This window comes from Glutamicibacter soli (assembly GCF_052322135.1).
Taxonomy (GTDB): Bacteria; Actinomycetota; Actinomycetes; order Actinomycetales; family Micrococcaceae; genus Glutamicibacter; species Glutamicibacter soli.
In genome coordinates this window covers 547,001-562,502 of record NZ_CM125969.1, presented here as the reverse complement: position 1 = coordinate 562,502, position 15,502 = coordinate 547,001, and the positions used below count along the sequence as shown (strand labels likewise).

Below are 15,502 nucleotides of genomic sequence, written 5' to 3'. Positions count from 1 at the left end.
CCACCATCTTGTCCGCACGACGCAACCTGTACCGCCTGTCCGCCACGGCCGCCGCGCTCGCCCTGGGATTGACCGCCTGTGCGCCGACCTCCGGCGAGGACAGCGCGGGCAACGCAGCCGACGCTACGAAGACCGAGGTCCCTGCACTTCAGCAGTACTACACCCAGCAGGTTGATTGGGAAAAGTGCGGCAGCACCATCGAATGCGCTGACATCGAGGTCCCGCTGGACTATGCCGCACCGGAAAAGGACAGCATCACGCTGGCGCTGAACCGCCGCGCCGTCGACGGCGCGCAGGGCAACCTGCTGGTCAACCCCGGAGGCCCCGGCGGCTCGGGGCTGGACATGGTCGCCGAATCGGTCCAGCTGATGCTCAGCAACGACCTGCAGCGTGCCTACAACATCATCGGCTTCGATCCCCGCGGCGTGGGGCAGAGCACCCCGGTGACCTGCCAAACCGACAAGGAAATCGACGCTAGCCGCCAGGAGAACCTCAAGGCCTGGGATCCGGCGGACCGCGACGAGGTCGAGGCCGATACCGAGGACTACGCCAAGGACTGCGCGGAAAACACCGGAGACCTGCTCGGACATGTGGACACCGTCTCCGCGGCCAAGGACATGGACATCATCCGCGCCGTGCTCGGCGACACCCAGCTTGACTACCTGGGCTACTCCTATGGCACCTTCCTCGGCTCCACCTACGCCGATCTCTTCCCGCAGAAGGTCGGCCGGTTCGTGCTGGACGGCGCCATGGACCCGCTGGCCACAGCGCAGCAACTGACCCTGGCCCAGGCCCAGGGCTTCGAAGGCGAGATCGACGCCTGGCTGCAGAACTGCCTTGAAGGCGAGAACTGCCCGTTCACCGGAAATCTCGACGAGGCCAAAACCCAGCTGCAGGACTTCTTCGCGCGCATCGAAGAGCAGCCGCTGGAGTCCTCTGACGGGCGCACCGTGCCGATCATCGACTTCATCAACGGCTTCATCATCCCGCTGTACGACGACATGAACTGGCCGTACCTGACCCAGGGCATGGCCGCGGCCATGCAGGGCGACGTGGATTCGATCCTGTACTTCTCCGACCTGTCCGCCGACCGCCAGGAGGACGGCAGCTACGGGTCCAACTCGACCGATGCGTTCACCGCGGTCAACTGCCTGGACCGCCCGATGGACGCGAGCGAGCAGGCCATGGAGGCTGACGCCAAGGCGCTGGAAGAGGCCTCCCCGACGATCGGCAAGTACTTGGCCTACGGAGAGCTCACCTGCGACAAGTGGAGCTACAAGGCCACCGGCCAGCCCGAGTCGCTGGACGCTCCGGGGTCCAATCAGATCCTGGTGGTCGGCACCACCGGCGACCCGGCCACCCCATACGCCTGGTCGCAGTCGCTGGCCGAACAGCTTCAGAACGCCACCTTGCTGACCTACGAGGGCCACGGCCACACCGCGTACGGACGCTCCAACCAGTGCATCACCGACGCCGTGGACGGCTACCTGATTGACGGCAAGGTCCCCGAAGCGGGCACCGTCTGCTAATTGGCAGCGCGAATTCGCCCGTCGTTTTGACGTTGCTAGTTCTACTTGGATAAAGTTACACAGTGCCTGCTTGCAGGCGCAGGCCTCCTTAGCTCAGGGGTAGAGCAGCTCCCTCGTAAAGAGCAGGTCGCCGGTTCAAATCCGGCAGGGGGCTCCATGTGAAGAAAAGGTCCTTGGTTTCAGCTGAAACCAAGGACCTTTTCGCATCCGCAGTGGGTGCTAGGCGAAATCTGCGGTGGCCGGGTCGGCGGCGATACGGCCTTCGGCTCCCCGGTCCAGGCCGTTGATCGCGGCCAGGTCCTCGTCATCCAGGGTGAGCTGCAGCGAGGCGAAGTTCTCGATGATGCGCGCATCGGTCACCGACTTCGGGATGACCACGTTGCCCAGGGCCAGGTGCCAGGCGATGACCACCTGCGCCACGGAGGCCTTGTGCTTTTCGGCGATCTTCACCAGAACCGGGTCGGTCAGGAGGTCGCCGCCCTGGCCCAACGGGGACCAGGACTCGTGCAGGATGCCGTGCTGCGCCTCGTAGGCGCGCAGTTCGGACTGCGGGAAGTACGGGTGGGTTTCCACCTGGTTGATCACCGGGCGCACGCCGGTCTCGGCGTAGAGCTCTTCCAGCGCCTCGATGGTGAAGTTGCAGACGCCGATGGACTTGGCCTTGCCGTCCTTCTGCAGCTGGATCAAGGCCTTCCAGGTGTCCACGTAGGTGCCGCGCTTGGGCTGCAGCCAGTGGATCAGGTACAAGTCGACGTAGTCCAAGCCCAGACGCTGCAGCGACGCGTCGGCAGCGGCCAGGGTGTTCTCGTAGCCCTGGTCGGCGTTCCACACCTTGGTGGTGATGAACAGTTCTTCGCGCGGGACGCTGGATGCGGCAATGGCGCGGCCGACGCCTTCTTCGTTGCCGTAGATCTTGGCGGTGTCGATGTGGCGGTAGCCCGCATCGATGGCCTTGCCGACCACGATTTCAGCCTCGGCGTCAGGCACCTGCCATACGCCGTAGCCGAGCTGGTCGATGGTGTTTCCGTCGTGGAATTTCAGTTCTGGAACAGTTTGGGTCATGCACTTAATCTAGTGCATCCCCAGCCCTGGCCGCAGGGATTTTCAGGAACATCGTAAGGTAGCTTTACTTGAGCGCTTCCAAAAGCTGTGCAGCCCGGTTGACGTCCTCTTTCACGATCTGGGCGCGGTGCACGACGGACAGGACATTGATCGGCGAACCGGCTTCAGCCTGCATGCGCATCATGGCGATCACCTGGGCGGTGGTCGCCAGGTCGTTGGCAGACTTGGTCAGCGAGCGGTGCACGCTGGCGGTGGCCTGCGGAATCACCTCATCCTCGCTGGGAGTGATCCGCTGGGCATCGGTGCACAGCTGGCGTACCATGGGCAGCAGGTCGGCCATCTCGTTAGCCGGCTTCACCAGCTGGTTGTAGACCTCGACGTCGTTGATGCCTTCGAGCACCTGGAAAATGCGGTCCAGGGATCGGGTGAAGCGATCGTGGGCACGGCGCCACACGCCCTCGCCCAATTCGCGATTTGCCGCACGCTGTGCGCGCAAACGTGAGAAGAATGCCATCGCTCTACTTTGCAAGTTGTCGTTTCAAGTCAGTACCAAGCCTACCGGGCAGTACCGCCGCGTGGAGTATCGAAGTGGACTTCGGTGGCGTCGCGCAGGCTGAGTTGGGTTCAGGGATGCAACTGGTCGTACACGCTCAGCGTCGGGCGCAGATGCGAGGTGCGGAAGCGAACGCCAACGCAGAACACGAACGCAACATCGCGCAGCTTGTGCACCGCGATTTATCCTCTCCAAAGTTTTGGAACACTGCTGGCAGCGAAGCGATTGCAGATCGTATGATCGTGGCTAGTGAACTGGCGGGCCGGCACGAAGCCGCCTCCCAGGCATTCATGGCTGGCGCTGACCGTATCCGCAACCAGTTCGGGATCAACGTTGAGGATCTGAATCGGGATCATCCCACGGCGGCCACTGACCGGCACCGTGCCTTGCGCGATGCGCTGGATGACTATTTGGCTGGCCAGCGAGCCAAGGCCGAGCAGCCACCCATGGGCCAGGAGCCGTGGTTTGCGCAGCCGCAGGGGACGTTCCGGGATTATGACTACAACGATGGTTTGGAACGTCCTGTGGAGATCAGCAAACAGGAAGTGCTGCGTCGCTTGGAACTGATGCCGGCGGATACGGTGCGTGACCCGTCCATTGGTGGGCGCGACACGATTAGTTTTGTTCCGTCGTGGTATGGGCATGACGATGAGGTGGACCGGGCGATTGCCGGGAAGTTCCCGCACCTGGTGCCCGAGGGTGCAAAGCTGCCACCGGAGAGACCACTACTGGCGAGGCGGCGGAAGCCCAGCAGGACGAGGCCGCGCATCTGCGGCAAGCTGAACGAGCTGAGGGTCAAGAACATCTTGACCGGGTCAACGCTGGCACCGCTGAAGCCAAGGAAGCGGGCACAACGTCCCCGGCGGGGGCTGGCCCGGAGGATGCGGGCACGCTGGCGTTGGATCGGCATAGTGCCGCGTCGGAACGGGTGATCGCTGTCTGGAAGCAGAAGGGCGGGAAGGACGCTGATTTTCCGTTGCCGCCGAGCACCCAGAATCCGCAGACGGCGATGAAGCACCGCAAACGCGGTATGGCAGCGGCAGCGCCGGCCCGCACCCAAGGACAGGAGCTGTCGCGATGGTCGGCATCCCACCGAATGATGATGAGCTGGATCTGGACGGTGACGAGCCCCAGGAACCCGCGGCGCAGCCGGCGACCTCGCCGCAGGATACCGAGCACGCAGTCTCGGAGCGGCCTTTCGTGTATGAGGACGCGCAGCAGTGGTTGCGCGGCTACGCGCTACCGCGTTACCTGCGGAAGTGCGGTCCTTCGGGGCATGCGTGGGCGCCGAACTGGTATGAGTACTCGGAAGTGTATTCGGTGGTTACCGCGTTGTGGGAGACGTGGGAGCAGATGCGGTGGGATGGACCGCAGCAGATCTTGGTGTTCTATCGCGACTACTTCTATCCGTTGATGGATCGGCTCACCGCTCAGGACGGCCCGTTCCATGCGTATGACAAGGTGATGCACCCGCAGCTTCCAGAGATGTTCCCGGTGGCTGAGGCGCCGGAGGGGTACTTCCGCTCATCGGTGGTTTCGGGAGGACAGTGAAAAACCTGGCCAGCTAAGTTCAGCCGGCCAGGTTTTATTGCATTGATTGTCAGATGTATTTCAATAATTAAATACCGATATATGCTAAGTGAATTTCATTTAAATAATGGTGAATTCATTCTGCGACTCGGCAGTATTATAAAATAGGTTTCCTTAATGCGAAAGAACGATCTTCGAGATATTAGAATTTTACGAACTTCGACAAGTTTTTAATTGCTTGTTCGTCGATCGAATATTTCGTACTCTTCTTTTGAAAATGAGGATACTTCGACTCGTCGAATGTAGTCTCGAATTTCTCTCCGAGCTTGGATGGCACTCGAGTGAATTCATAATGGTCAAGAAAGCTTTTTCCGAACCAGTATGTTGTGCGTTCTGAACTGGACGTTGTGCGAGCAATCCAATATCCGATCCGTGGAGCTGATGTTGAATTGAAACTAGACGTTCTGAGGCTACTCATCATTGCATCCCAAGACTTTTGCGACCAGCGAAGCTTTTTTGCGCTAATTATCAGACCGCTAACTACTGTCAGCGATAATACCAAGGCAAATCCATACTCTTCGATGTATATCATCAAGGCAATGATGGCAATGCCGAATAATGAGGATGTTAAAATATCACTTTTTGTCAAATATGATATTTTTTTGTTATTTTCCACGAACACTACCTCCTTTGTCTTGATTTTTTATACGCCCTATAATCTGTGTACATCCCATAGCTTGAATAGCTTGCGGTACCAGTGCTCCAGATTCGGTCAAATCTGTCATAGCGTTTTACAACTCTGTTGTTGTACTTTCGGTACTTTCTTGCTATTTTCTTCCTTTTATATTTGTTGACTCGGTGACCTTTAGGGTACTTCTTCATCTGGGATTTTTTCCACAGTTTACCCGCAGCTCGAAGTCCTTTACCTACGCCAAAGGTAACCGAGCCCGCGATATCTACCCAGCCTTCGCCCTTTTTTCCGTTACGTATTTTATAGATACCTCTGCCAAGCCCAATAGCCGCAGAACCTGCGGCACAGAGCGCACACCCAAACATACCTGCGACAGCGAGCCCTGTGCTTGCTCGATCTAACCATTTTCCCCACTGAAAGAGTCCACTAAGGTCATTCGTTCCCACTGGGTCTTGTGGGTAGGCGTAGGTCGTGGTGTTGCCGCCCTCGACCGGGTCCCGGCTGCTAAACAGCCCAGTGACCGAGTTGTAGAGTCGAGCGCCCATCAGGATCAGCCCGCTGGTGTCTACGGCGCGTTCATCGGCTCCGTGCCATCCGTAGGTGGTGGCGCCGGTGTTCACTGGTTCGGTGAGCTGGTTGCCGTACTCGTCGTACTGCGCCCATCCGGTGATACCTTGCCCTGCCCCGGTACCGGTCAACGGCACGGTGGCGACCACGTCCCCGTGAGGGTTATTCACCGCAAGTTCCACAGTGTTCCCGGTGATGGTCAACGCCAGGTCTCCACCGATGGTGGATTCGTACCTGGTGGTGATGGTTTCGGTGCCTTGCTTACGAGTGGTCCAGGCAGGGTTATCCGAATCATCGGCGTAGTGCTTGGTTTCGGTTCCGGCAGCCGCGGTTCCGGACGAGGTCACCGTCAGGCGGCGCCCTGCAGGATCCCGGGCGATGGTAGAGGTGGTGCCGTTGCGGGTGATGGCTGCGGCAGCGTCATCAGCGAAGTACTTCACCGTGATCGCCCCAGCCCCGGCCTTGACCCCGCCAGCAGCTGCTGGTGCATCGGCGGCTGGGATCGTGGTCTGCCGTCCCAACCCGTCATACACATACCCAGCGCCCACACCGACACGGTCTGCGGCGTCGTAGGCCCAGGTCCGCTTAGCGGTCTGGGTGCCGTTGACCGTGGTGGTCAGCGAGGCGCGGTTGCCGTTCTTATCAAATGCATACTTCCGCACCGTCGTTGGAGTCACGGCCCCTTCCTCGGGGTCGGTGTTCACCGTTTCTCCCGGGGTAGCGGTGATGTCCTTGACCTCGGTGAGACGTCCAGCCCGGTCATAGGTGAACGCACGGTCATAGGCCGCCGCACGGTCCCCGGCAGTCGAGGTGCCAGCGAGCACATCTCCTTCAGGGGTAGTTTCACCCATGATGCGTCCGGTGACGTCACGATTCAGTTCCCACGCGATCCAGGTGCCGATCGAGCTGGTGCCGTCTTCGGCTTTCAACGGTCCGTCATAGGCCAGGCGGACCTGCTTGCCGGATTCGTCGTAGTCCATCCTCTGGATGAAGCCCCCGGGGATGGCCTGGGTGAGGACGTTGCCATCCCCGTCGTAGGTGGCTTTGTAGGTTGCGGTGTTGGTGCCGCCGTGTTTGGACACGGTCATGCTGGTGACTACACCTTGGTATTCACCCATGTTCTCCGCGTCATTGGATAGGGCCCCGTACTTATACGTAGTGGTCGAGACCGGGGAGACCGTCTTGGAGACGTTGCCGAACAGGTCGTATTCGGTGGTAGTCGTTTCTCCTAGTGAGTTGGTGTAGGAAGTGGTACGTCCCCACAAGTCCTGGGTCCATTTCACTTCGGATTGCGGCAGGGAGCCGGAAGCTACTGCCCGCACGCCGTTCTGTACTCCGGTGACGTCGTAGAGCTTCTCCACCGGCTGTACCGCAGTGGTGGTGATTCCACTAGTGGTGACCGTGGTCTTCTCTTCCTGGCCATCAGCCCGGTACGTCTGGGTGGTGATGCGCTTGGCCCCATCGGTTCCGGTCGAGGACTCGGTGAACGTGGCTGGCTGGCCGTAGATGTTGAACCCGGTCTGATGCTTAGCGACCGACCCGGCACCCTGCGGGGTGTTCTTGCACAAGTACCCCGCATATTCCGGTTTGCTTCCGCAGTCACTATCCGCTGCGTTCGCTCCAGCGGTGTAGTAGATGCTCTTCGTCGTTCCAGCATCAGCGCCGGCGAACTTCGGCTGCCGGGATTCGATCACGCGTCCTTGGTCATCGAACCGGGTCTCGGTCACAATGTTGTCACCGCTGGTACTCATGACTTGGGTGACCTTAGTGGGTGAACCGATCACCCAACCTGAACGCAGATTGTTCTTATCGGTGGTCGCCTTCCCGTTCTTGTCGACGGTGTAGGCGTTGTAACCGTTCTCCACCTGGGTGATGATCGGTTCGTTGTCAGCGTCGCGATCAATCTTCCCGGAGCTGGCCTTCGAAGTCGCCACCGTTGTCGGCAGCATGCGCGGCATGCCCCCTGCATCAACATCCGTGATCGGAGTGTAGCTGGTCTTGGTATGTACCCGGGAGGGCTCATCGTTTTCATCGGTGGTCACCGGTGAATAGGTGTCGGTGACGTAGCCTCGCAGGAACTCGGCGGTCGCCTCATTCTTGGAAATTTCTTCAGCTTTCTCCGTGGCGTCAGTTTTCGTTGAGAGTCCGTTACCCTCCTTGTCAATCAGCGTTTCCAGATCTGAGTAGTAGACATTCACCTGAGCGTGTTCTTCATGGCTGTTCAACACCCCATTGACGACGTTCGCGGGGGTTCCTGCTGCAGCCTGGATGGTGCGGATCGCTCTAGCATCATAGGCCCGCTCGATATTCCCCTCCGCGTTGAACACGTTCGCGGTGAGCTGCCACGCACCTGCCGCATAGGAGGCGGTGTTAACGACGCGGTTCTGCGCATCAACGTATTGCAGGTCAGCGTACTTGTAATCCGCCATCGCGACCGAAGCCGCTTTGGACGAACCAATATTCTTGCCTGGACCGAACACTGCATAACCGGTCACCGGCTTGTGGGTACCGTCCTGTTCCCAGAGCTTGACCTGGCTCTCTGCCAGCTTGGGCGTGTTAGCTCCGTCCCCTGACGGGTTCAGGCCATACACGAACCGAGCATACTGCACTCTGGTATTTCCATCGATGGCATTGCCTCGCTCGACCAGTTCCAGCCAATCGGACCGGTTTGAATCGTTGGCCTTACCGTATTTGTAGTAGGTTGGCGCATCTACTCGGGTGCCGCTACTGGTTTTCTCCTCCGTTGAGGCAAGCAGGGGTACCCCTGCCGCAGATTCTGCCCCGTAGGTGTAGGTCGTGATGTCTCCGGTGCGAGAATCCTTGACGCTGGTCAATCGGGAGTCCAGGCTGGCGCCATCGTAGCCGTATTCAGCAATATTGACGGTCTTCATGGCGCTCGTGGCAGGATCCCAGGCGGTGTAGGTGACCTTGGTGATCTTGCCTGCGGCGTCATAGGACAGGTTGATGCGACGGCACCCCTTCACCGCAGTCGTCTCGGTATGCACAAGTGTCGCTGCTTCGCAGTTAAGGTTCGTTTCAGTACCGGCGATGACCATGGTGGTTTGACCGGCGGTATTCGAAACGAATTTGCTAGTCCCGGTGCCGTTGCCGCCGGTGACGGTCTCGGCGATCCATTCCCAAATCTTGGGGTTGCCCTCAAGGTTGGCGCCGCGCTTGAACGTGGTGACCGTTCCATCTTCTTCTGTGATCTTGATCCGCGCGCTGGTTCCTGAACCTGATACGACCAGTTTCCAACCAGACGCAATGGCATCTTCGTTAGCAGGCTGATAGGTGCCGGTTTTCAGAGATACACGCCCGTTACCTGGCTGGCGGAACACCGCCGCGGTTTCATCATCACTGATCAGGGTGATGGTGCCATCCAATGCGGTGGATTCAGCGACCAGCAGTCCTGCCAGGCCTTCGTCCGGGCCGTCGATGTTAGCGCGCCAGCCTTTGCCGAAGATGCGGGAGTTGGCTCCGATCCCGGAATAGGAGGAATAGGAACGGCTTACTGATAAGCCGGTGTTGCCGGCGTTGACCTCGACATCGGTTTCCGAAAGATTCAGCTCACCAGTGGTCAGAGCGACCTGGCCGTCGCCGGCCTCGGCCACGGGGTAGTTATCCCCGAACGCGTGCGGCAGCTTGGTGACCTGAACTGGTTTCTTGGACTTGTTGGTGGTGCATTGCAGCTTGGAGGCCGCTGGTGCGCCGGCATAGTCGAAACATACCTGCAGCTCCACCAGTGCGGCGATACGGTCCTTGCCCAGCTCTTTGAGCTTCCCGGCCGGAGCCGCAGAGATGTCGATCATGGTATCGAGTTTGACTGGCTGACCCGCTGCGATCTCTGGCAGGGATGCTGCTTCATGCCATCCCGCGTTGGAACCGTAGGTGGCGGTATCGGCGGTCACGCTGTCAGCTTCGCGCCAATACACCTTCGGCGTCACCGCTCCAGTGGAGGAGGTGGGGCCTTGGCCGGTGACTTTGAACGAATCGGAGGTCGTGGACCCGGCTGCAGGAGAAGTCAAGGAAGCCACCCCGTTGCCGAAGGTCCACGTGATGGTGCCCGATGTATTGGCAGCCTTGTCAATGGCTTTTACCCGCAGGATGTTCGCCCCGGTCGGGTTCCAAGACACCGTAGATTTCCCAGAGGAAGCCGCGACAGTTTTCCAGGCCTCGTTATTGAGCTGATAAGAAAACTTGTCGGTGTCCGCGCTGGAAGAGAACGTGAAGGTGTTCGACCCAGGCTTAGATGCTTGCCAGCCGTTGTTAGTGATCCCGGCTGATGAGCTGATGGTCGGGGCTGTGGGTGCAATTGAGTCGACCGTGAATGTCGTGGCAGCTCCGGCCGCTTTGGACCGCAGCGTCCCGTCATTGGCCCAGGCCTTGACGGTATAAGTGCCGTTTTCTGCCAAGTTGGCCTTGTAAAGGGAAACCTGCTTGGAGGCGACCATGGAACCGGCTTGCTTGCTCAGTGTGCCGGTACCGGTCATGTCGAACTCGGCTTTGACGTTCCCACCGTCCGGGTCGGTGACCGTCGAACGGAACGTCGGGGTCTTCGACTTCACCCATAGCTTCCCTGAACCATCCTTTACCGATTCACCGGAGTTGAAAGAAACACCAGAGGGGGTGCCGGGGTAGGAATTGTAGGTGACGACGAATGTGGGTTCGTTCGGATCGTTCGCACCTGTGACGTAGTTCGCTGAGCGGTAGCGTTTCCAGGTGTAGTTGTTCGTCTCATCGGCCGCGATCAACCGCACCCCGTAGTTCTTGGTGGGGTTATCTGCCCAGTACTGGGCAATCGGAGTGATCGGGTAGTAGACGTACCCGGCAGCACAGCTCGAAGAGTAACCTTTGGACACGTTGTTTGTGCCTTCGCCACTGGATGTGGCGGTTGGCTGTTTGGTCCAGCGGACGTCGGTGGAAATCCATTCGCTGGTGACGCGTTGGACCTTCACCGGGGAAGAGGTGCACGAGTACGAGTGGTAGTTGTGCATTCGCAGTTCGGCCTTGGTGATCTTCTTCCCGTCCAGCGCGGTGGAAGCGAACTGCAGGAAAGAACGGGACTTCAATGTCCCGCCGTTGAACGTTCCCACACGTAGTTCCGGATCACCGGCCTTGGAGCCGGGAACGTCGGCCTGCACCCAGGTATCGGAGGCATTGGAAGACCAGGTCGGGTCAATGGTGACCGGGTACTGACGTTCCGGATCTTGCAACCATGCGGCGTCAGCGTTCAAGGTGAGTACCGGGACGCCGTCTTCTTCGGTGAGGGTGGTTTCCACCAGGCGTTCGGCCGGGTGCAGTCCGGAGGCTTCATCGATCTTGGCATCCCACATCGTGGGGCCGGGGCGAAGAACACGGTCTCGCCCTTGCTGTTTACCGCGCGCAGGTCACCGGTGTCCTGGTCTTTGCTCAACTTCAAGCCCTTGGACAGCTTGATCGGGAAACGCAGCGACACCTCACCCTCAGGGGCCTGCTCCAGCACGGTGCGGTGCGAGAAGCCCGACCGCAGCGGCTCAACGATCACGCTCGCATCCACCGGCTGGGATTCGGCGGGCATGTCGAGTGACGGCGCTTCTGATTCGGCCGCTTGCTCCGATGAATCAGCGGAGGACTCTGAAGGCTCAGGGGTCGGGACGGAAGACGAGTCATCCTCGCCCTCTGCGGGCTGCTCATCAGCGACCTCCGGAGCCTTGGTGTCGCGGGGAGACTCGGCAGGAGTATCCGAAGGGACTGGGTCCACGGTGGAGGTTTGTGGCATGACGTCGCCGGATGGATCTTCGATGACGGGTACCTGCACCTGATCGGCATAGGTGGCTTGGTTCTCACTGATCTGCGGGGCAGGTAGTTCGCCCTCCCACCCCAGCTTCATGGTAGATCCTTCGTGCTCCCCGGTGGACTCCAGCTCAGCGAGCACAACCGAATCCTGGGTGGGACCATCACCGAGCGCGTCCTTGCCGTCAGCGACGGTGAGCTCGGTGCCATCACCTACGACCGGGGATGCGGCGTCGGTGAGCTCCCCGTCGGTGCCCAAGGGCACGAAGCTGCCTTTTTCTTCTTTGAAGCGGGCTGCTGAGGTCGTCTCGGACGTCCAGGTTCCATCCGGGTTGGCGAACACCTGTTCGGTGGCCGTGCGGAGGGACAAATCCTCGACGCGGTGGCCGGTGGCTTTCGCGGTAATTTGGGCGGACACCCCGTCGGGACGTTCGGTGACGTCTTGAACGGTTTGTGTGGCGTCTTGCGGTTCTTCGTCGGCGAACGCCGACGGGGCGATGAGTCCTGAGGCCAGCAATGCGCTGGTGCTGGCGATCGCGATAGTCGATAGGATTTTTCTCTTGCGTACTGTGAAATCTGTCCACAGGCGCGCAGAGGTATCCCCTCTGAGAAGGTACACTTTGACCCCAATTTTCGATAAGAAATTAAGCTGACACATAGCCAGCACATAGATTCTGCTATAACTGGCGCGCGCGAAATACCAAAAAGAACGCTCTGGGGAAAAAGTATCCTAAACGTTATTTAGCCAATTATCTTACGAAACGAGAGGCTGAAGACCAGCCTCAAAACTTTAAAATTATTTAGCCTAGTCAACAGACAGAGCAACGATATTCGTCGTAGCAACAGACGAACGGGAATCAACTTCTGCGATTCGCTAGATCTTCAACTGTCCCTCGTAATATCGTTGCGAGTCTTGCACATCTTCTCCGTAGGGTTTGGTGGAGTAGTGCTGTAGCTCGATCAGTCCAGCCGGCATGCCCGAGCTGGTCAAGATCGCTCGACCCCGTGGGAGCGCCGCCAAATCGGCCACGTCCAAGATCCGCTCGCGCTGCATCGAGCTAGAGACGGAGCGCCCGCTGCGGCCACTGGTGCTGGAGGAGCGTTTGTCCAGATCACCGACGAGTTGGGCGAGGAACGGTAGGAACTTATCATCCGAGAGCCCTGAGCCGGCGACGCGGATGTTGGCGGCACCCCAGAACGCCATAATCGACCCACGACGGCAGAACGGGCAACCACCGGGTGGTTGCCCGCTCTTCCCGGGGGATGCGCAGCGTCAGCAGCAGCGTCCCTGCGGGTGCTTGTCCTGCCAGTCGGAGTAGTCCCTCCAGAACGCCCGCTCGGTCATCGGGGTCTGCCCCGGATGGGTCCGCGCGTGGTGTTCCAGGTAGTGCTGGTACTTGTCGGCGCCCAGCACCCCGTCGACGAACCGCTTTGCCTGGCCCAGGCGTTCGCGCAGGCCGGCCATCGCTAGTGCCCGCCCCGGTGGATCCGGTGCTCCGGGGCAACCTGCTTCCAGGCCGCCGCCAGCTCCTTCTCGGCAGGGCTGGAAATCAGCCCCGACGGGGCGTACATCTTGGATTCGACCACCGGATCCTCGGTGTCCACTCCTCCACCGTTAATCTTCGCTTTCACCGTGGCGACGATGGCCGAGGTGATGACCACGGCGGTCAGGATCAGGAAGACCACGGACAGCCAGCCCTGGACACCGGTGTTGCGGACCACCGCTTCCATGGCCTCCACGGTCTTGGCCGAGCCCAGCGATGTCTCGCCGGCGGCCAGCGCGTCCTTGTACGCGAAATGGTTGGCGAAGTAGCCGACCTTCACGTCCGGGGAGAAGATCTTCTGCCAGCTGGCGACGAACGTGACCACCACGGCGAAGGCCAGCGGCAGCACCACCACCCACAGGTACTTGAACTGGTTGCGCTTGGCCATGATGGCCATGACGACCGCCAGCGCAATGGCCGCGAGCAGCTGGTTGGAGATGCCGAACAGCGGGAAGAACGTGTTGATGCCGCCCAGGGGGTCGGTCACGCCGAGGATCAGGATGTATCCCCAGCCGGCCACCATGATGGCGGTACACACCCAGACGCCCGGACGCCACGAATTGTCCTTGAACTTCGGGAGGAAGTTGCCGATGGTGTCCTGCAGCATGAAGCGGGCCACGCGGGTACCGGCGTCAACGGCGGTCAGGATGAACAGCGCCTCGAACATGATCGCGAAGTGGTACCAGAAGCCCATCATCGCGGTGCCGCCGAACCACTGGTGCATGATGTGGGCGATGCCCACGGCCAGCGTCGGTGCGCCGCCGGTGCGCGAGACCACGCTGTTCTCGCCGACGTTGTTCGCCAGCTCGTTCAGCGTGCCCGGTTCAAGGTTCACCCCGGCCAGGCCCAGCGAGTTCACGAACGCCACCGCGGTTTCCACGGTGCCGCCGGTGGCCGCCGAGGAGGCGTTCATCGCGAAGTACACGCCGCGGTCGATGGAGATCGCCGCGACCAGCGCCATGATGGCCACCATGGATTCCATCAGCATGCCGCCGTAGCCCAGGAAGCGAGTCTGCTTTTCCTTCTCGACAAGCTTCGGGGTGGTGCCCGAGGAGATCAGCGCGTGGAACCCGGACAGCGCGCCGCAGGCGATGGTCACGAACAGGAACGGGAACAGGTGCCCTGCCACCACCGGTCCGTCGTTGCGCGAAGCGAACTCGGACACGGCCGGGACGCTGATCTGCGGCTGGACCACCAGGATCGCCACGGCCAGCAGCAGGATCACGCCGATCTTCATGAAGGTCGACAGGTAGTCGCGCGGGGCCAGCAGCAGCCAGACCGGCAGCACCGCGGCGATGAATCCGTAGATGATGATGGCCCAGGCGATGGTGGTGCGATCCAGATGGAAGAGCTCGGCGCCCCACGGCGACTCGGCGATCCAGCGTCCGGAGATGATGGCGAACATCAGCAGCGCGAAGCCGATGATCGACACTTCCAGCACCTTGCCCGGGCGGATGAAGCGCAGGTAGATGCCCATGAACAGCGCGATCGGGATGGTCAGCCCGACCGAGTAGACGCCCCATGCGGATTCGCCCAGGGCATTGACCACCACGAGCGCCAGGATGGCGGTAATGATGATCATGATCGCCAAGGTGGCGATCAGCGCGGCGGTGCCGCCGATCAGGCCGAGCTCCTCGCGGGCCATCTGGCCCAGCGAACGGCCGCCGCGGCGCATGGAGAAGAACATGACCAGATAGTCCTGGACTGCTCCGGCCAGCACCACGCCGACGATGATCCAGATGGTGCCCGGCAGGTATCCCATCTGGGCTGCCAGGATCGGCCCGACCAGCGGGCCTGCGCCGGCGATGGCGGCAAAGTGGTGGCCGAAGAGCACACGCCGGTCGGTGGGCACGTAGTCGCGGCCGTTGTTGATGCTTTCGGCCGGGGTCGCGCGGAAGTCGTTGGGCTTGGCGATCTTGCGCTCGATGAACTTCGAGTAGAAGCGGTAGGCGATCAGATAGGTCGCCACCGCGGCGAAGACGAACCAGATGGCGTTGATGGTCTCGCCGCGGGAGAAAGCCAGCATGGACCAGGCGATGCCGCCGACCAGCGCAATGGCGATCCACACCGCGATGCGCAGCGGGGTCCAGCGCTTCTCTTCCTGTTCGGCCACATCCGGATCCACGCCGGCTGGGGGCAGGGTGTTCTGGGTACTCACTCGGAGCAACCTCCTCGTAGGGGGACAAGTGATGCACGTGACCCGCGGCTATGCCTCAGGTCACGATGTTGGGGATATGCCTGTCACTCTACGCCC

General features: G+C 60.5%; 11 protein-coding genes and 1 tRNA gene. 4 read left to right on the top strand and 8 right to left on the bottom strand.

Annotated features, from left to right (window positions below):
- Positions 1-8 precede the first annotated feature (8 nt).
- Both ACTX90_RS02775 and ACTX90_RS02770 read left to right on the top strand, forming a co-directional pair.
- Positions 9-1,529 carry an alpha/beta hydrolase gene (locus ACTX90_RS02775; protein WP_244910914.1) on the top strand — a complete coding sequence of 507 codons (1,521 nt, stop codon included), beginning with the start codon at positions 9-11 and terminating at the stop codon, positions 1,527-1,529.
- Between the two features lie 82 nt (positions 1,530-1,611).
- A tRNA-Thr gene (locus ACTX90_RS02770) sits at positions 1,612-1,686 on the top strand.
- Between the two features lie 62 nt (positions 1,687-1,748).
- Here the strand turns inward: ACTX90_RS02770 and ACTX90_RS02765 are convergent.
- Together ACTX90_RS02765 and ACTX90_RS02760 are read right to left on the bottom strand one after the other, a co-directional pair.
- Positions 1,749-2,591, bottom strand: a complete 843-nt coding sequence (locus ACTX90_RS02765; protein WP_047117948.1) for an aldo/keto reductase — start codon at positions 2,589-2,591, stop codon at positions 1,749-1,751.
- Between the two features lie 64 nt (positions 2,592-2,655).
- Complete coding sequence (locus tag ACTX90_RS02760) at positions 2,656-3,105, bottom strand: hypothetical protein (protein WP_047117949.1); 450 nt, start codon at positions 3,103-3,105, stop codon at positions 2,656-2,658.
- On the opposite strand from ACTX90_RS02760, the gene ACTX90_RS02755 reads away from it, so the two are divergent.
- Entirely contained in the window at positions 3,099-4,076 is a 978-nt protein-coding gene (locus tag ACTX90_RS02755; protein ID WP_443443041.1) for a hypothetical protein, read from the top strand. The genes ACTX90_RS02760 and ACTX90_RS02755 overlap by 7 nt on opposite strands.
- Before the next feature lie 145 nt (positions 4,077-4,221).
- Positions 4,222-4,695 carry a DUF4913 domain-containing protein gene (locus ACTX90_RS02750; protein WP_047117951.1) on the top strand — a complete coding sequence of 158 codons (474 nt, stop codon included), beginning with the start codon at positions 4,222-4,224 and terminating at the stop codon, positions 4,693-4,695.
- Between the two features lie 181 nt (positions 4,696-4,876).
- Here ACTX90_RS02750 and ACTX90_RS02745 read toward each other — a convergent pair whose 3' ends face one another.
- From ACTX90_RS02745 to ACTX90_RS02720, 6 genes are all read right to left on the bottom strand, one after another.
- A complete protein-coding gene (locus tag ACTX90_RS02745; protein WP_443443040.1) occupies positions 4,877-5,350 on the bottom strand; it encodes a hypothetical protein in 474 nt (157 codons plus the stop codon).
- Between the two features lie 5 nt (positions 5,351-5,355).
- A complete protein-coding gene (locus tag ACTX90_RS02740; protein WP_443443038.1) occupies positions 5,356-11,265 on the bottom strand; it encodes a DNRLRE domain-containing protein in 5,910 nt (1,969 codons plus the stop codon).
- On the bottom strand, positions 11,163-12,221 hold the full coding sequence (locus ACTX90_RS02735) for a hypothetical protein (RefSeq protein ID WP_443443037.1): 1,059 nt from the start codon (positions 12,219-12,221) through the stop codon (positions 11,163-11,165). The genes ACTX90_RS02740 and ACTX90_RS02735 overlap by 103 nt, the downstream gene beginning before the upstream one ends.
- 357 nt (positions 12,222-12,578) lie before the next feature.
- Positions 12,579-12,908 carry a TraM recognition domain-containing protein gene (locus ACTX90_RS02730; RefSeq protein ID WP_047117954.1) on the bottom strand — a complete coding sequence of 110 codons (330 nt, stop codon included), beginning with the start codon at positions 12,906-12,908 and terminating at the stop codon, positions 12,579-12,581.
- A 69-nt stretch (positions 12,909-12,977) separates the two neighbouring features.
- Positions 12,978-13,169, bottom strand: coding sequence for a YbdD/YjiX family protein (locus ACTX90_RS02725; RefSeq protein ID WP_047117955.1), 192 nt, complete (start codon positions 13,167-13,169; stop codon positions 12,978-12,980).
- A gap of 2 nt (positions 13,170-13,171) precedes the next feature.
- Positions 13,172-15,406, bottom strand: a complete 2,235-nt coding sequence (locus ACTX90_RS02720; RefSeq protein WP_424678758.1) for a carbon starvation CstA family protein — start codon at positions 15,404-15,406, stop codon at positions 13,172-13,174.
- Positions 15,407-15,502 lie beyond the last annotated feature (96 nt).